The organism is Histophilus somni (assembly GCF_014202395.1).
Lineage (GTDB): Bacteria > Pseudomonadota > Gammaproteobacteria > Enterobacterales > Pasteurellaceae > Histophilus > Histophilus somni.
On sequence record NZ_JACHGQ010000009.1, the window covers coordinates 15085 to 40083 of the forward strand.

24 protein-coding genes are annotated in these 24999 nt (G+C 37.0%); 13 read left to right on the top strand and 11 right to left on the bottom strand.

Annotated elements, in window-relative coordinates:
* Nucleotides 1–88: 88 nt before the first annotated feature.
* From potA to HNR69_RS06900, 4 genes are all read left to right on the top strand, one after another.
* On the top strand, nucleotides 89–1207 hold the full coding sequence (gene potA, locus HNR69_RS06885) for a spermidine/putrescine ABC transporter ATP-binding protein PotA (protein ID WP_011609312.1): 1119 nt from the start codon (nucleotides 89–91) through the stop codon (nucleotides 1205–1207).
* Nucleotides 1191–2051, top strand: coding sequence for a spermidine/putrescine ABC transporter permease PotB (potB, locus tag HNR69_RS06890; RefSeq protein WP_011609313.1), 861 nt, complete (start codon nucleotides 1191–1193; stop codon nucleotides 2049–2051). The genes potA and potB overlap by 17 nt, the downstream gene beginning before the upstream one ends.
* Nucleotides 2051–2818, top strand: a complete 768-nt coding sequence (gene potC / locus HNR69_RS06895) for a spermidine/putrescine ABC transporter permease PotC (RefSeq protein ID WP_075294514.1) — start codon at nucleotides 2051–2053, stop codon at nucleotides 2816–2818. The genes potB and potC overlap by 1 nt, the downstream gene beginning before the upstream one ends.
* Before the next feature lie 163 nt (nucleotides 2819–2981).
* The gene (locus HNR69_RS06900) at nucleotides 2982–4067 is read left to right on the top strand and encodes an extracellular solute-binding protein (protein WP_075294513.1); all 1086 of its coding nucleotides are present in this window, start codon (nucleotides 2982–2984) and stop codon (nucleotides 4065–4067) included.
* 55 nt (nucleotides 4068–4122) lie between these two features.
* Here HNR69_RS06900 and mfd read toward each other — a convergent pair whose 3' ends face one another.
* Together mfd and ubiG are read right to left on the bottom strand one after the other, a co-directional pair.
* Nucleotides 4123–7557 (bottom strand): transcription-repair coupling factor, encoded by a 3435-nt coding sequence (gene mfd, locus HNR69_RS06905; protein WP_075294512.1) that lies wholly within the window; start codon nucleotides 7555–7557, stop codon nucleotides 4123–4125.
* A 2-nt stretch (nucleotides 7558–7559) separates the two neighbouring features.
* Nucleotides 7560–8276, bottom strand: a complete 717-nt coding sequence (gene ubiG / locus HNR69_RS06910) for a bifunctional 2-polyprenyl-6-hydroxyphenol methylase/3-demethylubiquinol 3-O-methyltransferase UbiG (protein WP_012340716.1) — start codon at nucleotides 8274–8276, stop codon at nucleotides 7560–7562.
* A gap of 139 nt (nucleotides 8277–8415) precedes the next feature.
* Here ubiG and gyrA point away from each other — a divergent pair, with 139 nt between their 5' ends.
* The 3 genes from gyrA to HNR69_RS06925 all read left to right on the top strand — a co-directional run bounded on the left by gyrA (nucleotide 8416) and on the right by HNR69_RS06925 (nucleotide 13003).
* Nucleotides 8416–11061, top strand: coding sequence for a DNA topoisomerase (ATP-hydrolyzing) subunit A (gene gyrA / locus HNR69_RS06915; protein ID WP_075294511.1), 2646 nt, complete (start codon nucleotides 8416–8418; stop codon nucleotides 11059–11061).
* Nucleotides 11062–11422: 361 nt separating this feature from the next.
* The gene (locus HNR69_RS06920; RefSeq protein WP_075294510.1) at nucleotides 11423–11749 is read left to right on the top strand and encodes a zinc ribbon domain-containing protein YjdM; all 327 of its coding nucleotides are present in this window, start codon (nucleotides 11423–11425) and stop codon (nucleotides 11747–11749) included.
* 36 nt (nucleotides 11750–11785) lie between these two features.
* Nucleotides 11786–13003 (top strand): aromatic amino acid transport family protein, encoded by a 1218-nt coding sequence (locus HNR69_RS06925; protein WP_012340720.1) that lies wholly within the window; start codon nucleotides 11786–11788, stop codon nucleotides 13001–13003.
* Nucleotides 13004–13113: 110 nt separating this feature from the next.
* Here HNR69_RS06925 and murA read toward each other — a convergent pair whose 3' ends face one another.
* Genes murA through mlaF form a run of 7 tightly spaced genes read right to left on the bottom strand, consistent with a single transcriptional unit; the run spans nucleotide 13114 to nucleotide 17787 of the window.
* Entirely contained in the window at nucleotides 13114–14388 is a 1275-nt protein-coding gene (murA, locus tag HNR69_RS06930) for a UDP-N-acetylglucosamine 1-carboxyvinyltransferase (RefSeq protein ID WP_075294509.1), read from the bottom strand.
* 19 nt (nucleotides 14389–14407) lie between these two features.
* Entirely contained in the window at nucleotides 14408–14659 is a 252-nt protein-coding gene (locus tag HNR69_RS06935; protein WP_075294508.1) for a BolA family protein, read from the bottom strand.
* Nucleotides 14660–14671: 12 nt separating this feature from the next.
* Complete coding sequence (locus HNR69_RS06940) at nucleotides 14672–15004, bottom strand: STAS domain-containing protein (protein ID WP_075294507.1); 333 nt, start codon at nucleotides 15002–15004, stop codon at nucleotides 14672–14674.
* Between the two features lie 3 nt (nucleotides 15005–15007).
* A complete protein-coding gene (mlaC, locus tag HNR69_RS06945) occupies nucleotides 15008–15637 on the bottom strand; it encodes a phospholipid-binding protein MlaC (RefSeq protein WP_012340723.1) in 630 nt (209 codons plus the stop codon).
* Between the two features lie 35 nt (nucleotides 15638–15672).
* A complete protein-coding gene (gene mlaD / locus HNR69_RS06950) occupies nucleotides 15673–16179 on the bottom strand; it encodes an outer membrane lipid asymmetry maintenance protein MlaD (RefSeq protein ID WP_075294506.1) in 507 nt (168 codons plus the stop codon).
* Between the two features lie 31 nt (nucleotides 16180–16210).
* Nucleotides 16211–16996 (bottom strand): lipid asymmetry maintenance ABC transporter permease subunit MlaE, encoded by a 786-nt coding sequence (mlaE, locus tag HNR69_RS06955; protein ID WP_075294505.1) that lies wholly within the window; start codon nucleotides 16994–16996, stop codon nucleotides 16211–16213.
* Nucleotides 16993–17787, bottom strand: coding sequence for a phospholipid ABC transporter ATP-binding protein MlaF (gene mlaF / locus HNR69_RS06960; protein WP_011609328.1), 795 nt, complete (start codon nucleotides 17785–17787; stop codon nucleotides 16993–16995). Before mlaF ends, mlaE begins: the two co-directional genes overlap by 4 nt.
* A gap of 231 nt (nucleotides 17788–18018) precedes the next feature.
* Between mlaF and lptC the strand changes: the two genes are divergently transcribed.
* From lptC to rapZ, 5 genes are read left to right on the top strand one after another with little or no spacing between them, the layout of a single operon-like run.
* Nucleotides 18019–18594 (top strand): LPS export ABC transporter periplasmic protein LptC, encoded by a 576-nt coding sequence (gene lptC, locus HNR69_RS06965; protein WP_075294504.1) that lies wholly within the window; start codon nucleotides 18019–18021, stop codon nucleotides 18592–18594.
* Nucleotides 18575–19093, top strand: a complete 519-nt coding sequence (lptA, locus tag HNR69_RS06970; protein WP_011609330.1) for a lipopolysaccharide transport periplasmic protein LptA — start codon at nucleotides 18575–18577, stop codon at nucleotides 19091–19093. The genes lptC and lptA overlap by 20 nt, the downstream gene beginning before the upstream one ends.
* Before the next feature lie 14 nt (nucleotides 19094–19107).
* Entirely contained in the window at nucleotides 19108–19833 is a 726-nt protein-coding gene (gene lptB, locus HNR69_RS06975; protein ID WP_012340728.1) for an LPS export ABC transporter ATP-binding protein, read from the top strand.
* 2 nt (nucleotides 19834–19835) lie between these two features.
* Complete coding sequence (locus HNR69_RS06980) at nucleotides 19836–20360, top strand: PTS sugar transporter subunit IIA (RefSeq protein ID WP_075294503.1); 525 nt, start codon at nucleotides 19836–19838, stop codon at nucleotides 20358–20360.
* 38 nt (nucleotides 20361–20398) lie between these two features.
* Nucleotides 20399–21259 carry an RNase adapter RapZ gene (gene rapZ / locus HNR69_RS06985; RefSeq protein ID WP_075294502.1) on the top strand — a complete coding sequence of 287 codons (861 nt, stop codon included), beginning with the start codon at nucleotides 20399–20401 and terminating at the stop codon, nucleotides 21257–21259.
* Between the two features lie 35 nt (nucleotides 21260–21294).
* Here rapZ and metG read toward each other — a convergent pair whose 3' ends face one another.
* Nucleotides 21295–23346 carry a methionine--tRNA ligase gene (gene metG / locus HNR69_RS06990; protein ID WP_075294501.1) on the bottom strand — a complete coding sequence of 684 codons (2052 nt, stop codon included), beginning with the start codon at nucleotides 23344–23346 and terminating at the stop codon, nucleotides 21295–21297.
* 140 nt (nucleotides 23347–23486) lie between these two features.
* Here metG and apbC point away from each other — a divergent pair, with 140 nt between their 5' ends.
* Entirely contained in the window at nucleotides 23487–24608 is a 1122-nt protein-coding gene (apbC, locus tag HNR69_RS06995; RefSeq protein WP_012340731.1) for an iron-sulfur cluster carrier protein ApbC, read from the top strand.
* Here the strand turns inward: apbC and HNR69_RS09775 are convergent.
* The gene (locus tag HNR69_RS09775) at nucleotides 24592–24828 is read right to left on the bottom strand and encodes a recombinase family protein (protein ID WP_080514392.1); all 237 of its coding nucleotides are present in this window, start codon (nucleotides 24826–24828) and stop codon (nucleotides 24592–24594) included. The two genes, apbC and HNR69_RS09775, sit on opposite strands and share 17 nt — an antisense overlap.
* Nucleotides 24829–24999: the final 171 nt, after the last annotated feature.

Consider the following 24999-nt stretch of genomic DNA (forward strand, 5'->3'; position numbering starts at 1 on the left):
TAAGGGCGCTTGCAATTTTATTGTGGGCTTTTTATTTCTACTCAATACCTGAACAAACGCAGGTTCATTAGGGAGAAAACCAAAGCTAGTGGAAAATACAGTTCAAAACAAGCCTATTATTGAGCTTCGTTCTCTTACTAAGTCTTATGATACAAAAACCATTATCAATAACTTCAATTTAACTATTAATAACGGTGAATTTTTAACAATTCTAGGTCCGTCAGGTTGCGGTAAAACAACAGTGTTACGTTTGATTGCCGGTTTTGAAGAGTTAAATGAAGGTCGTATTATTCTTGATGGTGAAGATGTGACGGATATACCGGCAGAGCGTCGTCACATAAACACCGTATTCCAAAGTTATGCCCTGTTCCCACATATGACGATTTTTGAAAATGTGGCCTTTGGTTTACGCATGCAAAAAGTACCGAATGCAGACATTAAACCTCGTGTAATGGAAGCATTACGCATGGTGCGTCTAGAAGAAATGGCGGATCGTAAGCCAACTCAGCTTTCCGGCGGTCAACAACAACGTGTCGCCATTGCAAGAGCGGTAGTAAATAAACCTAAAGTTTTATTGCTTGATGAATCTTTATCCGCTCTTGATTATAAATTACGTAAAGAAATGCAAAATGAGTTGAAAGCATTGCAACGTCAGTTGGGAATTACCTTTATTTTCGTTACTCACGATCAGGAAGAGGCATTAACTATGTCAGATCGTATTATCGTAATGAACAAAGGCACTATCCAACAAGATGGTTCACCACGTGATATTTACGAGGATCCTAAAAATCTATTTGTGGCAAAATTTATCGGTGAAATCAATATTTTTGATGCGATAGTTATTGAGCGTACAGACGAAAAAACTGTTAAAGCCAATGTAGAAGGTCGTGTTTGCGATATTCATACAGAGTTGACTGTCCAACCAAATCAGAAATTAAAAATCTTGTTACGTCCGGAAGATATTATAATTGAAGAACTTGATGAAAATGAAAGTTCCAAAGCAATTATTGGACATGTTGTTGATCGTAGCTATAAAGGCATGACATTAGAGTCAAGCATCATTCTTGATCATAATAAAATGAAAGTATTGGTGAGTGAATTCTTTAATGAAGATGATCCGCATATCGATCATTCAGTGGGTCAAAAAGTGGCACTAACGTGGCATGAAGGCTGGGAGGTTGTACTGGACGATGAAGATGAACAGTAATAAATTTCAAAACTTAACTGTTAGTGTCATTTTCGGCTGGTTACTCTTCTTTGTTTTAGTACCAAACCTGCTAGTCTTAACAGTTAGTTTTCTATCAAAAGATAGCAGTAATTTTTATGCTTTGCCTTTTAGCTTGGAAAGTTACGCAAACTTAGTTGACTCACATTACGCCAAAGTAATGTGGAATTCACTCCGTATGTCTGCGATTGCAACTGTTATCTGTTTACTTGTAGGTTATCCTTTTGCATTTTTCATTGCCAAAATAAAACCCTCATACCGTCCATTTTTGCTATTCCTCGTTGTTTTACCTTTTTGGACGAATTCGTTAATTCGTATTTACGGAATGAAAATCTTTCTTGGTATGAAAGGTATTTTAAACAATACCCTAATTGCAATCGGTATTATTGACACACCAATTCGTATCTTGAATACCGAAACTGCGGTAATCATTGGATTAGTTTACATCTTACTGCCTTTTATGATTTTACCGCTTTACGCTGCCATTGAAAAACTGGATCTTCGTTTATTGGAAGCTGCAAAGGATTTGGGAGCAAATTCATTTCAACGTTTTATTAGAATCATTATTCCATTAACAATGCCGGGAATTATCGCAGGTTGTTTGTTAGTTCTATTACCCGCAATGGGAATGTTCTATGTGTCAGATTTGCTTGGCGGAGCGAAAGCAGCCCTAGTAGGTAATGAAATTTACGTCCAATTCTTAAAAATAAGAAACTGGCCTATGGGTTCAGCAATTAGTATAGCACTTACTCTACTAATGGCTTTATTAATTTTTATTTACTATAAAACAAGTAAATTATTAAATAAAAAAATGGAGTTGGAATAATGAGTCGTTTACTACGTAATATCTTTTTGTTTGTGGTATACGCTTATCTGTATATCCCGATTATTATTCTAATCAGTAATTCATTTAACAATGATCGTTTCGGTAATACTTGGAAAGGTTTCGGTTTCCAATGGTATGAGCGTTTATTCAACAACGATACTCTCATTCAAGCCGCTATTCATTCCATCACTATTGCATTTTTTGCAGCATCATTAGCAACAATTATTGGGACATTAACTGCTATCGCACTTTATCGTTATCGCTTCCGTGGTAAACAAGCGATAAGCGGAATGTTGTTTATTGTGATGATGTCGCCTGATATTGTTATGGCGGTATCCCTACTTGCATTATTTATGATGGTGGGTATATCTCTAGGATTTTGGTCATTGCTTTTAGCACATGTTACATTCTGTTTACCTTATGTTGTAGTCAGTGTTTTCTCTCGTCTAAAAGGTTTTGATAACAAAATGTTGGAAGCGGCAAAAGATTTAGGTGCCGGTGAAGTAACAATATTACGCAAGATCATTTTACCGTTAGCGTTGCCTGCCATTGTTTCAGGTTGGCTACTTAGCTTTACCATTTCATTAGATGATGTAGTTGTGTCCTCATTTGTCAGTGGTGTAAGTTATGAAATTTTACCATTAAAGATTTTCTCCTTAGTGAAAACCGGGGTAACCCCTGAAGTCAATGCACTGGCAACACTAATGATTATTTTCTCTTTAATCTTGGTAATACTCAGTCAACTTGTTGCCAAAAAAGGGAAATAATAATATTCCAAAACTGTGAAATAATATTTCACAAATGATCCTATATCACATAAAATAACACGCCCTACTTTCGGTAAGGCGTTTTTATTCCTTCAACACCGAAGTATATTCCGCATGTTAAAAGTGCGGTCGTTTTTTACTCTTATATTGGAGAACAATAGAAATGAAAAAATTTTCAGGTCTTTTCACACTGGGAATGATCGCTGTAGCTCTAGCGGCTTGTAATGATAAAGATACTCAAAAAGCAGAGACTCAAGCACCTGCTGCTTCTGCAGGTGATACTGTTTATCTTTATACTTGGACAGAATATGTTCCTGATGGATTATTAGAAGGCTTCACTCAAGAAACAGGCATTAAAGTCAACCGTTCAAGTCTAGAATCTAACGAAACAATGTATGCAAAAATTAAAACTCAAGGTGCTGCCGGCGGTTATGATGTTATTGCTCCATCAAACTACTTTGTTTCAAAAATGGCTCGTGAAGGTATGCTAATGGAATTAGACCACAGCAAATTACCTGTCATCAAAGAATTAAACCCAGATTGGTTAGACAAACCTTACGATAAAGGTAACAAATACTCTTTACCTCAATTGTTAGGAGCACCGGGCATTGCATTTAATACAAATGAATATAAAGGTTCTGACTTCACATCGTGGGCTGATTTATGGAAACCTGAATTTGCCGGTAAAGTTCAATTATTGGATGACGCACGAGAAGTATTCAATATCGCATTGTTAAAATTAGGACAGGATCCAAATACACAAGATCCTAAAATTATCGAACAAGCGTATGAAGAGTTATTAAAATTACGTCCAAACGTACTATCTTTCAACTCAGATAACCCTGCTAATTCTTTTATTTCAGGGGAAGTGAGTATTGGTCAATTATGGAACGGTTCTGTACGTATCGCTAAAAAAGAAAAAGCACCTTTAGATATGGTATTCCCGAAAGAGGGGCCTGTTCTTTGGGTTGATACGTTAGCCATTCCATCAACATCTAAAAATCCGGATGCTGCACATAAGTTAATTAACTACATGCTAGGTGCAAAAACAGCAGCACAACTCACCTTGGAAATTGGTTATCCAACCTCTAATATCAAGGCGTTAGAATTACTTCCGGCTGAAATTACTCAAGATCCGGCAATCTACCCTACAGCTGAAGTTTTACAAAACAGTTACTGGCAAGATGATGTCGGTGATGCAGTTCAGTATTACGAAGAATTCTATCAAAAATTAAAAGCGGCAAAATAATCTTTGCGCACAAAAGAAATGCTCCCATCGGAGCATTTCTGTTTTGAAAATAAGCTTAAGCTAAATTCCCAACTAAATTTTTCACAAATTCCAACCGCTCTTTATGTGACGTCAATGACTTACTAAACCTAAACTTAGTCGGTCCGTCAAATTTAAATACAGTAGGCTGAGACTGAATTAATTGCACAAATTTCATCGGATCAAGTTCTGCATTTTCAGAAAACTCAATAAATCCCCCATTAATTGTGCTATCAATTTTGACAATTTTTAAGGTTTTTGCCAGCAAACGTAACTCAGCAATTTGCATTAAATTCTTACCTGCCTCCGGTAATAAGCCAAAACGATCAATCAACTCTACTTTCAATTCATCTAACTCTGCCTGATTTTCCGCTCCGGCAATCCGTTTATAAAAAGATAATCTCATATTCACATCACCAAGATATTCTTCCGGTAATAATGCAGGTACACGTAAATCAATCTCTACTTGCTGTTGTGTTAAAGTATCCAAAGAAGGTTCTCGCCCTTCTTTTAATACAGCGACAGCATTTTCCAATAATTCCATATAAAGCGAAAAACCGATACTTTCAATTTGACCGCTTTGCTCATTTCCGAGCAATTCACCGGCTCCCCTAATTTCTAAATCATGGGTAGCCAAAATAAATCCGGCACCTAAATTATCTAAACTTTCCAGTGCCTCTAAACGCTTAACGGCATCTTTGGTCATTGCTTTTGGATGAGGTGTCAACAAATAAGCATATGCCTGATGATGAGAACGTCCAACTCTTCCTCTCAGCTGATGTAATTGGGCTAATCCAAAATTATCCGCCCGTTCAATAATAATCGTGTTAGCCGTTGGGACATCAATCCCTGTTTCAATAATAGTAGAGCAAACCAGTACATTAAAACGCTGATGATAAAAATCGGACATTACACGCTCCAACTCTCTTTCTCGCATTTGCCCATGCCCAACAACCACTCTCGCTTCCGGCACAAGTGCGGTCAGTTTTTCTGCACAATTTTCAATACTTGCCACATCATTATGTAAATAATAAACCTGTCCTCCCCGTAAAATTTCACGCAACACAGCTTCTCGAATAATCAAATCGTCTACCTGTCTTACAAAGGTCTTTATGCTCAATCGTCGTGCCGGCGGTGTGGAAATAATTGATAAATCACGGATGCCACTCATCGCCATATTTAATGTTCGAGGAATAGGTGTTGCTGTTAGGGTTAAAATATCAATATTGGTTCGTAGCTGTTTGATTTTCTCTTTTTGGCTCACTCCGAAACGATGTTCTTCATCAATAATGAGCAACCCGAGATCGCTGAATTTTACTTCTGACTGAATTAATTTATGCGTACCGATTAAAATATCAATTTTACCTTCATTCAAGTGTTGTAAAATTTGTTTCTGCTCTTTTGCCGTTCTAAAACGTGACAACATTTCGACATTAACCGGCAGATTGGCAAATCGATCTTTAAAATTTTCATAATGTTGCTGTGCCAATAAAGTCGTAGGAACCAAAACCGCTACTTGTTTATGGTTCATCACGGCTAAAAATGCCGCTCTCATTGCTACTTCCGTTTTACCAAACCCCACATCACCACAAACTAAACGATCCATAGCTTTTTCTTGGCACATATCAGAAATAACCGCATTAATTGCCATTTTTTGATCTGGTGTTTCTTCAAAAGGAAACGTGGCAGTAAATTGTTTAAATTCTTCTTTATCATATTGAAATGCAAAGCCTTTTTTAACTTCACGTTGAGCATAAACATCCAGCAGTTCAGCAGCAACATCACGAATTTTTTCTATCGCCTTATGTCGAGCCTTTGCCCAACTATCATTACCCAGTTTATGTAAAGGTGCATTTTCATCAGATCCGCCAACATAGCGACTAATTAAATGCAAAGAGGTAACGGGTACATAAAGTTTTGAATTATTCGCATATTCCAATAATAAAAACTCAGCTTTAATTCCACCATTTTCTAAACTCACCAATCCACCATAGCGTCCAACACCATGCTCTAAATGCACAACAGGTTGTCCTATTTTTAATTCAGCAAGATTGCGAATGAGTGTATCGGGATTGGCAACTCTACGTTTATTACGCTCACGTTGTTGCACTCGCTCTCCCAATAATTCAGTTTCACAAATAATGGCAACCTTATCCTCATTATCAATAATAAATCCATGTTCTAAACTACTGATGAGCAGGCTTTTAGCTGGCTTATCTTTTTCACCCAAATCCTGAATTTGCGTTGGTTTGAGCTTTAAAGGTAAGAGTAAATCCAATAATGTTTCCCGACGCCCTTCTGTTTCTACTGAAAAAATAACAGTTCCGTCAAATTCCTCAATAAACTGACGCAATTTTTGCAAAGGTTCTTTTTGTTGTACTTGAACGGTTAATTCCGGCAACGGCTGCACAGGTAAATTTTTTTGACGAACAGAAGTGCGGTCCAATTTTTTACTTTTTAAACTCAATCTTGGATAATTTTTTAACTGCCGATTAACTTCATCAATGCGTAACCACAATTTTTCCGGCATCAGCAACGGACGCATCGGATCAACACGACGGCTTTCATAACGTTGCTCAATATCCTGATAAAAACGTTCCGCTTGCGGCATAATTTGTTCAAAATCCACAAACAACGTATTGTCAGGTATGTAATCAAATAAAGTCGCCATTTGATTAAAAAAGAGCGGTTGCCAATATTCGATTCCGGAAACTAGAGTTCCTTTACTGATTTGTTGATAAATATGTTCAGGATCTCGTCTAATTTCCGCAAAAGTTTCTCTAAATTGACTACGAAAAAAGTCAATACCTTTTCTATCTGTTGGGAACTCTTGTGCAGGTAATAAATTAATACGTTGAATTTCCTCTAATGTACGCTGCGTATCTACATCAAAAGTACGAATACTATCAATTTCATCATCAAAAAAATCCAATCGAAAAGGCACCGCACTTCCCATCGGAAATAAATCCAATAAAGCACCTCGTACTGCAAATTCGCCATGTTCCAGTACTTGTTCGACTGCTCGATAACCGGCATTTTCCAACTGTAAACGAAATCTTTCGATATTTAATCGATCACCTCGTTTTATCAATAATACATTGTGTTGTAAAAATTCTGCCGGACAAACTCGTTGCATTACAGTCGTAATTGGTGCAATAAAGATACCTTTGTTGCTATGTTGCAACTGAAACAAGGCACTTAAGCGAGCTGAAATAATTTCTTGATGTGGCGAAAAATTATCGTAGGGTAAAGTTTCCCAATCAGGAAAAAATGTAACAGGTTGTTGAGTGAATTCAGTTAAAATTTTTTCTAAACAGACCGCACTTTTAACATCAGGGGTCATCACAAAAATCAACCCATCATATCGCCGTACAATTTCTGCAATCACAAGACTATCAGCCCCCTGTAATACATTACCTAGAAGTTTATGCTCATTGGGCTGGGTAGGTATGTCAAAATTAAAATACATCATATTCAAATGGATTTATGTTGAAAAGTTGCCATGTAATTTGCACTGACATCTTGATTTAACCAAAATTTTCCGGTTAAAAGATTGTAATGATAACCACAAATATTTTTACAAACTAAATTTGCTTGGTCAGTCCAATGCAGTAACTCAGCCGGTTTGATAAATTTATCATAATCATGTGTTCCTTTCGGTAACATTTTAAGTATGTATTCTGCACCTAAGACCACTAATGCCCATGCTTTAAATGTGCGATTAATAGTCGAAAAAAATAAGACACCATTCGGTTTTAATAAAGCTCGGCAAGACTGAATGATGGATAAGGGGTCAGGAACATGCTCCAGCATTTCCATACAAGTAATCACATCAAATTTTTCAGCGTAAAGTGCGGTTTGTTTTTGTAAAAATTCTTCAACAGTAATTTGCTGATAATCTATGACCAGTCCTTGTTCCTTGGCATGTAAACGAGCGACTTCAAGAGGAGCAACGGTCATATCAATTCCTGTTACTATTGCCCCTTGCTTTGCCATAGCCTCAGACAAAATACCGCCACCACACCCCACATCAAGCACTTTTTTTTCCGTTAGTCCGTTAGCTTGCTGTTGGATATATTGTAATCGTGTCGGATTAAGTTGATGAATAGGTTTAAAATCTCCATTCGGATCCCACCAACTTTTTGCCATTTTTTCAAATTTTTCTAATTCTTGCGGATCAAGATTTTGCATTTTTATCAGTCCGTATAGCAGTAAAAAACAATTACGCTATTATTCCTTAACTGCGTTAAAAATTCACTACAAAATTTCGAGAAAATCAGAAGTTATGCTATAATCTCGCCAATTTTTCGTACCTAATTAGGAAATCTCAATGACTGATTTTACCCCCAACGTTACTCCTGTGAGTATAGAAGAAGAGCTTAAATCTTCGTATCTTGATTATGCGATGTCTGTAATTGTCGGGCGAGCTTTGCCTGATGTACGTGACGGTTTAAAACCGGTGCATCGGCGTGTGCTTTTTTCTATGGATCAAAGTAGCAATACTTACAATAAAGCCTACGTAAAATCTGCTCGTGTTGTAGGGGACGTTATCGGTAAATATCATCCTCACGGTGATAGTGCGGTGTACGATACTATTGTTCGTATGGCACAACCTTTCTCGTTACGCTATATGTTGGTTGATGGTCAAGGTAACTTCGGTTCGGTAGATGGTGATGCACCGGCTGCAATGCGTTACACCGAAGTGCGTATGCAAAAAATCACCCAAGAATTACTCACCGACTTAGATAAAGAAACAGTGGATTTTTCGCCAAACTATGATGGAAAAGAAATGATCCCTGATGTCTTGCCAACCAAAATTCCAACATTATTGGTCAATGGTTCTTCTGGTATCGCTGTGGGTATGGCAACCAATATTCCGCCACATAATTTAAATGAAGTATTGGATGGCTGTTTAGCCTATGTGGATAACGAAGAAATCAGTATTGATGAACTAATGCAGTATATTCCTGGTCCTGACTTCCCTACTGCCGCTTTAATCAATGGACGTAAAGGAATTGAAGAAGCATACAAAACAGGACGAGGAAAAATCTATGTTCGTGCAAAAGCGGAAATTGAAACTAACGATAAAGGTCGAGAAACCATTGTTGTTACTGAAATTCCGTATCAAGTCAATAAAGCAAAATTAGTAGAAAAAATTGCGGAACTCGTGCGTGAAAAGAAAATTGAAGGCATCAGTAATGTACGAGATGTGTCAAATAAAGAGGGTAACCGTGTTGAAGTAGAAGTTAAACGTGATGCAGTCGGTGAAGTCGTACTTAATAATCTGTATGCCTTAACCCAAATGCAAGTGACGTTTGGGATCAATATGGTTGCCTTGGATCATGGTCAACCAAAGCTATTAAATTTAAAACAAATCATTGAAGCATTTGTTCGCCATCGCCGTGAAGTTATTACTCGTCGCACTGTATTTGAACTTCGAAAAGCTCGTGAGCGTGCACATATTTTGGAAGGCTTGGCAATTGCCTTAGCGAATATTGATCCTGTTATTGAATTAATTCGTGCCTCTAAAACCGCTGATGAAGCTCGTATCGGTTTATTATCTCAAGCTTGGGAATTAGGTAATGTAGCAACAATGCTCAGTGCAACAGGCGTAGATAGTTCTCGTCCGGATAATTTGGCTGATAACTTAGGTATCATCGACGGTAAATACTATCTTTCCGATGAACAAGCTCGTGCAATCTTAGATTTACGTTTACAACGCTTAACGGGGCTTGAACACGAAAAAATTGTTACTGAATATCAAGAAATATTAATTGAAATTGGCAAACTTTTACATATTCTAAACAGTGCGGATCGTTTGAAAGAAGTCTTGTGTGAAGAACTGGAAAAAGTAAAAGAAGAATTTGGTGATGCACGTCGCACTGAAATTACATCGGCATCCGGCGATATTAATTTAGAAGATCTTATTACCCAAGAAGATGTCATTGTTACACTTTCTCATGCAGGTTATGTAAAATATCAACCGCTTACAGACTATGAGGCACAACGCCGTGGCGGTAAAGGTAAATCTGCAACTAAAATGAAAGATGAAGATTTTATTGAGCGTTTATTAGTTGCCAATACTCATGACACTATTCTTTGCTTTTCAAGTCGAGGCAGATTATATTGGTTAAAAGTATATCAACTACCGCAAGCAAATCGAGGGGCTCGTGGTCGTCCTATTGTTAATATTCTCCCATTACAAGAAAATGAACGTATTACAGCAATTCTACCAGTGGCTGCCTATGAAGAGGATAAATTTATCGTCATGGCAACTGCCGGAGGGCTTGTGAAAAAAATTGCGTTAACCGAATTTAGTCGCCCTCGTTCAAGCGGTATTATTGCACTTAATTTACGTGATGAAGATGAATTAATCGGCGTTGATATTACAGATGGTACCAATGAAATCATGCTCTTCTCATCACAAGGTCGAGTAGTTCGTTTTGAGGAAAATGCAGTTCGAGCAATGGGACGTTTAGCGACAGGGGTACGAGGTATTAAACTGGCATTAACAAATGATATTTCCGATGATGAAAGTGCGGTAGAAATTGAGGATATTTCTGATGAGGATACAAAAGAACCTCTTGATCTGAATGTAGATAAAGTGGTGTCATTGGTTATTCCAAAAAATGACGGTGCAATTCTAACCGCTACACAAAATGGTTATGGAAAACGTACCGCACTTTCCGAGTATCCAACCAAATCTCGTAATACTAAAGGGGTCATCTCAATTAAAGTCAGTGACAGAAATGGTAAAGTGGTCGCTGCAACGCAAGTAGAGGAAAATGATCAAATTATGCTGATTACCGATGCTGGTACATTGGTTCGTACGAGAGTGAGTGAAATCAGCATTGTCGGACGCAATACTCAAGGTGTTCGACTCATTCGAACAGCGGAAACAGAGCAAGTCGTTAGCTTAGAACGAGTTTGTGATACTGATGAAGATGAAGAAAATATCGATAACGATTTTGAATAGAGAACAGACTAAATCATCATAATTTCAAGGGCGATTATCGCCCTTTCTTTATGTCAAAAAAATATGACTCTCTACCTTATTTATACCCACTTAATATGTGCTTTTTTAGCTTGGCATTACTGATTATTCGAGGGCTGATACAAATGGATAATAAATCAGCAAAAATACTCAATCCGCTATTTTTTCCTGATTTACTCTGTCTAAGTGCGGTCGTTTTTTCTCGGATTTTTTCATAATTGAAAAATCAATAAAATATGTCATTATTTAATCCCTCATTTCTCTACAAAAAAGCTATTTTCCCTTTTTGGTAAAGCGAATTTTTTTGCTATACTCGAGCACTGCTTTTATTAGGAGAAACAATATGGAACAAATGCCGAATTGCCCAAAATGTCAGGGTGAATACGTATATCACGACACAATTAATTTTATTTGTCCTGACTGTGGAAATGAATGGACTGACAATGAAATTGAACAACAAGACGAAGATCAACTCATCGTAAAAGATAGCAATGGAAATATATTAACTAATGGCGATGATGTGCTTTTAATTAAGGATTTAAAATTAAAAGGATCTTCAGAAGTACTAAAAAAAGGCACAAAGTACAAAAATATTCGTTTAGTAACAGGTGATCATAATGTTGACTGCGGCAAATTATTACTAAAATCTGAATTTTTAAAGAAAGCTTAAATTATAACTATCATGTTTATCTAAATTGGAGTTGTTATGAAAAATAAAATTCTCGGCAGTGCATTAATGATCGCCGGCACAACTATAGGTGCAGGTATGTTAGCTATGCCATTAACCTCAGCCGGCATGGGGTTTTCCATGACGTTAGTTCTACTCGCAGGATTATGGTTATTATTAACCTATACCGGCTTGTTGTTTATGGAAGTTTATCAAACTGCAAAAGAAAAAGATGTCGGCGTTGCAACTCTTGCAGAACAATATTTCGGTTTAACCGGACGTTTTTTGGCAACTATTAGCTTGCTTGTTCTGCTCTATGCTTTACTTGCCGCTTATATTACCGGTGGCGGCTCTCTTTTATCAGGCCTTTTAACGGGTATTGGTGATGAAAAACAAACTTCTCAAATCTCAATATTACTCTTTACCCTAATTTTAGGTGCATTTGTTGTGATTGGTATTAAAGGGGTTGACGGCTTAACCCGTCTCTTATTTATCGGAAAAATCATTGGCTTTATTGCGGTCTTATTAATGATGTTACCAAAGGCAAAATTAGAAAACCTAGGGGCAATTCCTTTAGATAATCTATTGGTTATTTCTGCAATTCCAATTTTCTTTACCTCTTTTGGCTTCCACGTCATTATGGGGAGTATCAATAGCTACCTTGATGCAGATATTCGTAAAATCCGTTTAGCCATTATTATTGGAACGTTAATTCCATTATTTGCCTATTTATTATGGCAATTCGCAACACATGGCGTATTAAGTCAAACTCAATTTGTTAGCCTATTAAAACAAGATCCGACCCTAAATGGATTAGTAAAAGCGACTAGTCAAATTACTGGAAGTAGCCTATTAGGTGAGGTAGTTCGCCTATTCTCATCTCTTGCATTAATTACTTCTTTCTTAGGTGTTGCAATGGGAATTTTTGAAGGGGTTGGTGATCTATTAAAACGTATTAATCTGCCGACCAATCGCCCGATACTGGCACTCTTAACTTTTATTCCGCCACTAGCCTTTGCTCTATTCTATCCAAACGGTTTTATCACCGCACTAGGTTATGCCGGCATTTTATTTGCCTTCTATGGGCTACTTCTTCCCGTTGCTTTAGCTTGGAAAGCTCGTCAGTTGCATCCCAACCTACCTTATAGAGTCGCTGGCGGTAATCTTGCATTAGTCATCGCATTTATTATGGGCATCGTTATTATCGTTATCCCGTTCTTAATGCAAGAAGGTATCCTTCCTACTGTTGCCGGATAAATTAAAAAGAGCGGTTAAATTTTTATAAATTCAACCGCTCTTTCTATTAAATTTTAAAAATAATGCCTCACAATTCATATTATGAAGTGTTACGTTTATCTAAAAGCAATTTAGTCTACTATTTTTTCGGTAAAACGTTCAATTTTCGCACCCAATCCACGTAATTTTTTTTCAATATGCTCATAACCACGATCAATGTGATAAATGCGATCAACGATGGTTTCACCTATGGCAATACAACCGGCTAAGACAAGACTGATAGAAGCACGTAAATCCGTTGCCATAACTTCTGCTCCGGATAAATATTCAACACCATGACAAAATGCTGTGTTACCTTCAATCTCAGCCTTTCCTCCCATACGAATTAATTCAGGAATATGCATAAAACGATTTTCAAAAATAGTCTCGGTAATTTTACTTGAACCCTCTGCAACCATATTTAATAAAGTAAATTGAGCTTGCATATCAGTTGGAAAACCGGGATAAGGTTCAGTACGTATATTTACCGCTTTTGGTCTATTACCTTGCATATCCAATGTAATCGTATTTTCCGTGACTTCAATTTTAGCACCGGCATCACGTAATTTATCAATTACTGCATCTAAAGTTGATGCTTTAGTATTTTTACAAATGATACGTCCGCCGGAAATAGCCGCTGCAACTAAAAAAGTACCGGTTTCAATACGATCCGGCACAATACTATGCTCACAACCGCCTAGGCGTTCAACACCTTCTATCGTGATAATATCTGAACCCGCACCGCTAATTTTTGCTCCCATCTTATTTAAAAATACAGCAGTATCAGTGATCTCAGGTTCACGAGCTGCATTTTCAATTACTGTTATGCCTTTCGCTAGAGTTGCTGCTATCATAATAGATAAAGTCGCACCAACACTTACTTTCTCAATAACAATTCGTTTACCGATTAATTGACCATCAACAAAAGCCTTAACATAACCCTCTTCCAATACAATTTTTGCTCCAAGTCGCTCCAGCCCGCTGATATGTAAATCAACAGGTCTTGCACCAATAGAACAACCTCCCGGTAATGAAACTTGCCCTTGTTTAAAACGAGATACTAAAGGAGCCAATGCCCAAATAGACGCACGCATCATCTTAACCAACTCATAAGGAGCTACAAAATGATTAATATTTGAAGCGTCTAAATGCACCGCACCTTGTTCATCTCGATAAGTTACCACACCTAATTGTTGCAGAATTTTTAACGTGGTATCAATATCTTTTAACTCAGGTACATTAGTTAATTTGACAGGCTCTTCAGCTAGAATGGCCGCAAACAAAATAGGTAAGGCGGCATTTTTAGCACCGGAAATATTCACTTCTCCATTTAAACGAGACTGCCCATAAACACGAAATTTTTGCATATGTTACTTCCTACTTATGCTACATATTCAATAAACGATCACGCTTCCACCGTTCAGTACTGAATGTTTTTATTGTTAACGCATGAATCGCACCGGATTTAAAATGTGCCATTAAAGGTGCATAAATAGTTTGCTGTTGTTTTAGTCTGGACAGTTGTGCAATTTCATCGTTTACAACAATGACACCAAAATGTGCATTTTCGCCCTGAACATATACTTCATCGAGATTCAATGCTTCCTTTAAAATTTGCTCAATTTGCTGAGTTTCCATTAATATTTTCCACTATTGTAAAAAAGGCTTAAGCCAATCAGATAAGCCAAAAAGATCTGCCAAAATTTCCAATTGAATTGGGGCATTATGAATTTTTTGTGAACTTACTTGTTTTTCAAGCTCATTAATAAAATCACCTAGCAAAGCAAAACCAGCACTATCAATGCGATTAACTTCACTGAGCTCCCAAACAAGTTGCTGACCAACAAGCTCCGCACTTGATAAAAGTTCATCACGTTGTTGCAAAAAAGGAAGCAATGTATCTCGTGATAACGCTCCCATAATTCGGAGCGTTATCTTATCACTATTTTTTTCTAATGCCCAATTCAGATTGTTCTTTTTCATACGTTATTTACTACTAATAATAATTGGTTGTTTAGAAAATTCTTCCATCTCATCAATCAAAGTTTCTATACCTTTTTTGCGTAAAATAGGTAACCATTCCTGTCTTGTTGAGTGAACCGTACTCACGCCGTTAGCGGACATATCATACACTTGCCACTTACCTGATTTACTGTTCTTACGCCAATAAAACTCTAAATCAATAGGTGCAACATTGCCGCTTTGCAGTATTTTAACCGGCACATTCATTTGATCTGCCGTTACATTAATCGGCTTTAATACACTAATTTTCTGATTACTATAAAGCGTCAATGCTTTGGCATATTGATATTCGATAAATTTATCAAATACCGCAAAGAATTTTGCACGTTGTTCCGGTGATGTTGATTTAAAATAAGGCCCTAACACTAAAGATCCTGCATAATTTACATGAGCATAGGGCATGAGTCCTTGACGTACGATAGTACGCAAATAATTAGGATCTTGTTTAATCTTACTTTGGTTAGTATCAATGGCTTTAAATAAACGCTCAGATACATCAAGCGTTAGTTCATAAGGTGTTTCTTCCGCCATGGCTTGTACAGCAAAAAGTGCGGTCATTGCCACAATTATTTTAAAAAATAGTTTTTTTAACATAAATATTAGCTCCTAAATCTACAGTGTATGAAAAATTATTGAACATCCGGTTCCAATTGCTTTTGAGTACTTTTATTCTCTTTGCTGCCATATAAGAATTGCCCGACAAGATCCTCCAATACCATAGCTGATTTAGTATCTACAATACGACTTCCCTCTTTTAACATGGAAGTTTCACCATCATCAAATCCAACGCTAAGGGAAATATACTGCTCACCCAACAAACCTGAGGTTTTAATTGATAATGAACTGTTATCCGGAATTTCATTGTACTTTTCATCTATGGCAATTTTAACCAACGGTAAATAGGTTTGATGATCAAGTTCAATTGATGATACTCTGCCTATTACAACACCACCAACTTTCAAAGGTGCTCTTACTTTAAGTCCGCCGATGTTATCAAAAACAGCATAAACTTGATAAGATTTTGCTTGATTAAACCCTTGTATATTCGCAACTCTTAATCCAAGAAAAACCAATGCCCCAATACCAATTAATAAAAATAATCCCACCCAAAATTCATGTTTAACTGTTTGTCTCATAAAAAATCCTTAATTTTCTACCGCACTTTATTTATGAACCTGCACCAAACATCAACGCTGTTAGTACAAAATCCAATCCTAAAACAACAAGAGAAGCATGCACCACCGTTTTCGTTGTCGCTTTACTAATTCCCTCTGATGTCGGAATACAATCATAGCCGTTGAATAATGCAATCCAAACAACAGCGATGGCAAAACATAAACTCTTAATAAAACCGTTTAATAAATCATATCCCCAGCTAACGGAGTTTTGCATCACAGACCAAAAACTCCCTGCATCCACACCTTTCCAATCCACACCGACTAAAGAACCGCCCCAAATACCGATTGCGGTAAAAATAACGGCAAGAATGGGCATAGAAATCACACCTGCCCAAAAACGAGGTGAAATAACTCGACGCAAAGGATCAACTGCCATCATTTCTAAGCTGGATAACTGCTCTGTTGCTTTCATTAAACCTATTTCAGCCGTAAGAGCTGAACCGGCTCGACCAGCGAATAAAAGTGCGGTTACAACAGGGCCTAATTCTCGTAACAATGATAATGCAACTAATTGTCCAAGACTTGTTTCTGCGGAAAAATCCACTAACACCACATACCCTTGCAACCCCAACACCATGCCAATAAATAAACCCGATAACATGATGATTAACAAAGATTGTACACCTAATACATAAAGTTGTTTAATGAGTAAAGGGAAATGCTTCCTCATCTGTTGTTTCCCAACCAATGCACCAAAAAGCATAAAACCGGCTCGCCCTAAAGAACGACAAAAATCCATTCCCCATCTACCTAAAGATGAAATAACTCGGATCATGAAAACAACTCCTGTACATAGTCTTGTGCAGGAAAATGAAAATGAACAGGTCCATCTTCCTTACCTTGAATAAATTGCACAACTTGCGGATCTCGGCTTTGTAAAAGTTGCTCCGCACTTCCTTCAGCGATCACTCTTTTATCTGCAATAATATACGCATAATCCGCAATACTTAATACTTCCTGCACATCATGAGAAACCACAATTGAAGTTAATCGCAACGCTTCATTTAAACGTTTAATTAAGCTAATAATCACTCCCATACTAATGGGATCTTGCCCTGCAAAAGGCTCATCGTACATGATTAACTCCGGATCAAGTGCAATGGTGCGAGCTAATGCGGCTCGTCTTGCCATACCGCCTGACAATTCCGACGGCATTAAATTTGCCGCACCACGCAACCCCACAGCTTCCAATTTCATCAACACAATTTGACGAATAAGTTTTTCCGGTAAATGTGTATGCTCTCGAATAGGAAAAGCGACATTATCAAAAGTTGATAAATCGGTAAATAATGCGCCGGACTGAAATAACATTCCTATGCGTTGACGAACTCGATATAACTCACTATTGGACATTTTACAAATATCTTGCTCATCAAACAAAATTTCGCCTTTTTCAGGTTGAAGTTGTCCTCCAATCAGTTTTAGCAACGTGGTTTTACCAATGCCTGACGGCCCCATAATTGCAGTAATTTTGCCTTGCTGTACCTGCAAATTGAGATTGTCATAAATAATTCGATTACCTCGCTTAAAAGTTAGGTTTCTGACTTCTATTAAAGGTCTTGTCATAGTTTCTTCATTACTCTACTTATATTTGTACAAAATGAGATCGGATATTCCACGAATTTCCGGTCATTGTCAAATTAAATTATGATGATTTTCAACCGCACAATCCAACGCACAATCCAAACGAGATGTCTAAGTTAACACCCCAGACTTTAATAGATTATTACATGCTTTTTTAAAAACTATGCTATGATTACGCAATTTTTGTCAAACACAAAACAATATAAGGATTTTATGCATATTCGCTGGAATATTATTTTATCGGTGATAGCTCTTGTTTTACTCGCTTGGTTTTATACTTTACAGCCAAATGATAATGAACTCAGTCAGCTTATAAAGTCAAATACACAGCCGGAATACATAGGAGAAAAGATGTCAACCTCTGTTTTTTCGCCAACAGGAAAAAAACAATATTTAGCGACAGCAGATAAAATTGAACACTACAATGAGGATAGACGCACAGAATTTCACCAACCACTGGTCTATTTATTTGATATTGATGATGAAAAATTCGGTAAGCAAAGTTGGAAATTAAGTGCTAAAAAAGCTAAATTAACAAAAAATAATATGCTTTATCTTGATGGTAACGTTATTGCAGAAACTTTATTGGATAATGCTAAATTACAACGAGTTATGACTGAAAGTGCGGTAGTAAATTTAACTACTCAAGACATCACCTCTGACACGATGGTTACTATAAAAGGTCAAAATTTCAGCTCCACAGGCTTAAAACTGACCGGAAATTTACAACAACAAATTGCAACCTTAAAAGAACAGGTAAAAACCCATTATGAAATCAACAACAAATAAGTATTTATTAATTACCGCACTTATGATGACTTCAATATCAGCTTTAGCCCTAAAAGATGATACAAATCAACCGATAGATATCGTATCTGACCATCAATCCCTTGATATGGAAAACTCTGTGGTAACTTTTACAAATAACGTAGTCATTAAACAAGGGTCAATTTTAATTAAAGCGAATAAAGTCGTTATTACTCGCCCAACAGAAAAATCCAATAAAAAAGAAACTGTTGAGGCTTTCGGTAATCCGGTTCTCTTTAATCAATTACTTGATAATGGAAAACCTGTTCAGGGCAAGGCGAATAAAATCCACTATGATCTCAGTGCCGAATTTTTAACTTTAACGGGTAATGCGGAATTAAAGCAACTGGATAGCAAAATTAACGGTGAAAAGATCACCTATGATGTCAAGAAACAACAACTCAAAGCAAATGGAGCCGGAACATCCAGAGTAAAAACAGTATTAATTCCGACTCAATTCAATAATCAACACAAGAAGTAACCGGGTAAATTAATATGTCTATACTGCATGCAGAACATCTCGCTAAAAGCTATAAAAACCGTCAAGTGGTTTCTGATGTAAGTTTAACAGTGAACTCTAATGAAATTGTAGGTTTACTGGGACCGAATGGTGCGGGAAAAACCACAACATTTTATATGATCGTCGGTTTAATACGCCATGATCAAGGAAAAATTCACATTGATAACGAAGATATCAGTTTGTTGCCTATGCACAAACGAGCACAGCGAGGAATGGGTTATCTGCCACAAGAAGCCTCTATTTTCCGACGATTGAGTGTTTATGAAAATTTAATGGCAGTCTTGGAAATTCGTAAAGATTTAAATATGCAACAACGCCGTACTCGAGCTGATGAGCTGATTGAAGAATTTAATATCGGTCATATCTGTGATAATTTGGGACAATCTTTATCGGGCGGTGAACGTCGTCGTGTAGAAATTGCACGTGCCTTAGCTGCAAACCCTAAATTTATTTTATTGGATGAACCTTTTGCCGGTGTTGATCCCATTTCCGTAATTGATATAAAGAAAATTATCCAAGATTTACGCAATCGTGGATTGGGTGTGTTAATCACTGATCATAATGTGCGAGAAACACTGGACGTTTGTGAACGAGCTTACATTGTCAGCTCAGGAAAAATGATAGCAACGGGTACACCTGCTGAAGTCATGAATAACGAACAAGTTAAACAAGTTTATCTTGGTAAAGAATTTAAATTGTAATTATGCTTAAATTTACTGAATTACTCTCTCCTGAAAATATCCGTCAAGGGTTAACTTGTACAAGCAAAAAAAGAGCTTTTGAAATCATATCCAGCTTAATTGCTAAACAACTTTCAGAACAAATTGATGGCTTAGAAGCAGATGAAGTTAGTCTTCAGGAAAAAGAAACTCTTTGTACCGATTCTTTACTCAACCGAGAAAAATTAGGCAATTCCAGTTTGGGAAACGGTATGGCTATGCCTAAAGGAAGATTACCCCTAGGTAATACACCTATCGCAGTCTTTTTACAACTGAGTGCACCTTTAAAATATGATGCACTTGATCATCGTGAAGTCGATCTTATTTTTGCCTTATTATCCCCGACAGAACATTGTTCCAATCTCGTTCAAGAATTGCCCCATTTAGTAGAGCGTTTAAAAGACAAATCTCTAATTAAACAATTAAGAAACGCACAAAGTGCGGAGGAAATTTGGCAAATTTTTCAATTTTCAGATAGACAGGCGGAAACATTACCAACTACTGAATAACACCATGCTGAAACAAAATATCCCGAGGAAGAATAAAAATGGAGATTATCATTATTAGTGGACGCTCAGGTGCAGGAAAATCCGTAGCATTGCGAGCATTGGAAGATATTGGCTATTATTGTGTTGATAATCTCACGATGGATTTAGTTCCTCAACTTGTTGATATGTTGGAAAACAAACAGCATTTAGTAGCAATCAGTTTAGATATTCGTAACTTACCTCAAGAACCTGAAACATTGGATCACATCTTAAATTTGCTGCAAGAAAAATATCCGGTAAAAATTATTTTCTTGGATACGGATAGAAATACCCTAATTCGCCGTTATAGCGACTCTCGTCGTTTACACCCGTTATCGGTCCAAAATCTGTCTCTTGAAGCGGCAATTGCTGCAGAAAAAGAGCATCTTGAACCTTTAGTACAACATGCCAATGTAATTATTGATACCACACCGCTTTCTCCCCATGAACTTGCTGAACGTTTACGTGAATTTTTGCGTGGCAATACGGAAAAAGAATTACAAATTATTGTCGAATCTTTTGGATTTAAATATGGTATTCCTTTAGATGCTGATTATGTTTTTGATGTGCGTTTTTTACCAAATCCACATTGGAATCAGGAATTACGCCCAATGACAGGATTAGAAAAACCGGTTATCGAATTTATGCAAAAACATATTGAAGTTGACAACTTTATTTATCAGACACGTAACTATATTGAAAACTGGTTGCCAATGTTAGAAAAAAATAACCGCAGTTATTTAACCATTGCAATTGGTTGCACAGGCGGTAAACATCGTTCTGTTTATATCGCTCAACAAATTGGTGAATATTTCCGAGCGAAGGGAAAGAAAGTGCAAATCCAACATAAATCATTGGAAAAACATGCACAAAATAAATAACCCCAAACTTAAATTCGGGGTTATTTTGTCAGTAATTATTTAACTCGTTGTCCCGCTTTTGCACCTGCATCAACATCAAGTAAATATAAATCCGCACCACCGTTGCCTGCACTTAAAATCATACCTTCAGACATTCCAAACTTCATTTTTCTTGGTGCTAAGTTTGCGACCATAATCACAAAACGCCCCTCCAAATCTTCCGGCTTACCATACGCCGCTTTAATTCCGGAAAATACTTGACGAGTTTCATTGCCTATATCCAGTATAAATTTCAGCAACTTATTACTTTCTGGCACGGCTTCACATTTCAAAACTTTCGCTACCCGTAAATCCACTTTGCAAAAATCATCGATAGTAATGTTTTCTTCAATTGGCTCAAACTCGGAAAATGCTTTATTTTCTACCGCACTTTTCCCTGCGGTTTGGTTAGCTTTCGCATTTTCTATTTTTGAAGCCTCGATCATTTCTTCAATTTTTTTCATATCTAAGCGTGAAAATAGAGGTTTAAACGGTGCAATTTGATGATCTAACAAAGGGCTTGCTACATTTTCCCAAGTCAATTGCGTATTTAAAAATGCTTCTGCACGTGCTGCTAGATTTGGTAGGACAGGTTTCAAGTAACCTATTAATACACGGAATAATTCAATCCCCATTGAACACACTTGTTGTAGTTCATCTGTGCGACTTTCGTCTTTGGCAATAACCCAAGGTGCTTTTTCATCAACATATTTATTGGCTTTATCAGTAAGTGCCATAATTTCACGAATCGCTTTTCCAAACTCACGATTTTCATAGTAGTCGGCAATTAACTCTGACTGTGCAATAAATTCATCGAACAACATTTTATCATCTAATTTATCCGCCAATTTCCCGTCAAAACGTTTTTGAATAAAACTTGCATTTCTTGAAGCTAAATTAACTAATTTATTCACCAAATCCGTATTTACACGCTGTACAAAATCGTCCAAATTTAAATCCAAATCATCGATACGGCTGCCTAATTTAGCAGCATAGTAATAACGTAAGCATTCAGGATCTAAATATTTCAAGTAAGTGGCGGCTTGAATAAACGTCCCTCGAGATTTTGACATTTTCTCACCGTTGACAGTAACGTAGCCATGTACAAAAATATTATTCGGTTTGCGTAAACTGGCTCCATCCAACATCGCCGGCCAAAATAAACTGTGGAAATACATAATGTCTTTACCAATAAAATGATAAAGCTCGGCATGACTCTCTTTGCTCCAGAAACTATCAAAATCAATACCGCTCTTTTTGCCACAGAGATTTTTAAACGATGCCATATAACCAATCGGTGCATCTAACCACACATAAAAATATTTATTGTCAGTATTAGGAATTTTAAAGCCAAAATAAGGTGCATCACGAGAAATATCCCATTGTTGTAATCCAGCCTCAAACCATTCCTGCATTTTATTTGCGACTTCTTGTTGTAAAGACCCTGAACGTATCCATTCTGTCAACATTGACTCAAAAGCAGGTAAATCAAAGAAAAAATGTTCACTTTCTTTTAATACCGGCGTTGCACCTGATACTGTTGAACGTGGTGAAATAAGTTCTGTCGGACTATAAGTTGCAGAACAAACCTCACAGTTATCGCCATATTGATCTTCCGCCTTACATTTCGGGCAAGTTCCTTTCACAAAACGATCAGGCAAAAACATCGCTTTTTCAGGATCGAAAAGCTGAGAAATAGTACGAGTTTTAATAAAACCATTTTGCTTTAATTTATGATAAATTGCTTCAACTAACTCTCTATTTTCATCACTGTGAGTGGAATGATAATTATCAAAACTAATGTTAAAACCACTAAAATCAGCCATATGTTTTTGTTGCACATCTGCAATTAATTGCTCAGGTTTTACGCCCATTTGATCTGCTTTAAGCATGATTGGTGTACCATGAGCATCATCTGCACAAACAAAATAAATTTCATTGCCACGCATTCGTTGGAAGCGAACCCAAATATCCGCTTGAATATGTTCTAGCATATGGCCTAAATGAATAGGTCCGTTTGCATAGGGTAAGGCACAAGTAACTAAAATTTGACGTGAATTCGTTGACATTAATTTAACCTTTAAATATGAAAATTTTGTTGTTCATCTTACCTTATTAGTGGTATTTTTTCCAGCTCTCGATACTTTACAATCGTAGTTATGCTATGATGACCGTAGCAATTTAACTTGTTTCTTTAGGAAAAAAGAATATGACAATCCATTTTTCACATAACCTCTCTGAATCACAAAAACAACAGTTACAAGAATGTTTCCGACAATTTAGTCATACTACTTTACAAAAAGATTTAATTAGCTTAGGTGCGGTCAAAAAAATCGAACTTGGCGGCAATATGTTACGGATAGAGCTAGTGATGCCTTTTGCGTGGAACACCGGTTTTGCACAATTAAAGACCGCACTTAGCGATAAATTAGAAGCAATCACACGAGCAACAGAAATCAAATGGTTACTTAGCTATCAAATTGCCACTCTAAAACGAGCAAATAACCTGCCTGCTGTAAAAGGTATTAAAAATATTATTGCGGTAAGTTCCGGCAAAGGCGGGGTAGGAAAATCAACAATCTCCGTCAATCTTGCACTGGCATTACAAACTCAGGGAGCAAAAGTAGGTATCTTAGATGCAGATATTTACGGACCTTCCATACCGCATATGCTAGGCGTTAGTCAGAACCGCCCTACTTCTCCGGATAATCAACATATCGATCCAATTCAGGCACATGGCTTAGCTGCCAGTTCCATCGGTTTTTTAATGGAGCCGGACAGTGCCACAATTTGGCGTGGCCCAATGGCAAGTAGTGCTTTAAGCCAGTTATTACAAGAAACACTTTGGGCAAATCATGGTGAATTGGATTATTTGGTGATTGATATGCCTCCCGGAACCGGTGATATTCAATTAACGTTATCACAAAAAATTCCTGTTACCGGTGCTATCGTCGTAACTACTCCACAAGATATTGCATTACTTGATGCAATCAAAGGAATTTCAATGTTCCAAAGTGTACAAGTTCCCGTTCTTGGTATTGTTGAAAATATGTCTGTTCATATTTGTAGTCAATGTGGTCATCATGAAACGATTTTCGGAACAGGCGGGGCTAAAAAAATGGCACAAAAATATCAAATTAAACTCTTGGCTCAACTACCGTTACATATTCAATTACGTGAAGATATGGATAACGGTATACCAACTGTCATTTCTGCTCCAGAAAGCGAAATATCGCAATCTTTCTTACAATTAGCAGAAAAAGTAGCTTCTGAACTTTATTGGCAAGGTGAAATTATTCCCGGAGAAATTTTATTCAAAGAAGTAAATTAATATCCAAGAAATTTCTAGCGTCGGGTTTGTCCTCTCTTGTTCGGGCTATGATAGCATTTCTCTCTAATTCAGCAAGGACGCTTAATAGTTGAGTTAATGCTATAGAAAGAGGGGTATTCCGTGCTGTTGTATCGAACATTCCGTCTAGTGTTTTAAAGTCGATTTTTCTATCGTGAAATTCAGTTATAACACCTATAACTTGTAATGCACCCTGACCTATCTAGGCTAGCAACAACATCCCCCCTCTCGGATATAATTCAGTAATTCTAGCCTTTCTGCATTATTTTCCCTAGTTCCCTGAATTTTGCAGCCTGCTTTTTTAATTGGTTTATTTGGTCTTTTAAGTCCTGCTTATGAGTTGATACTCCAGCAAATCCAACAAGAGCTATTT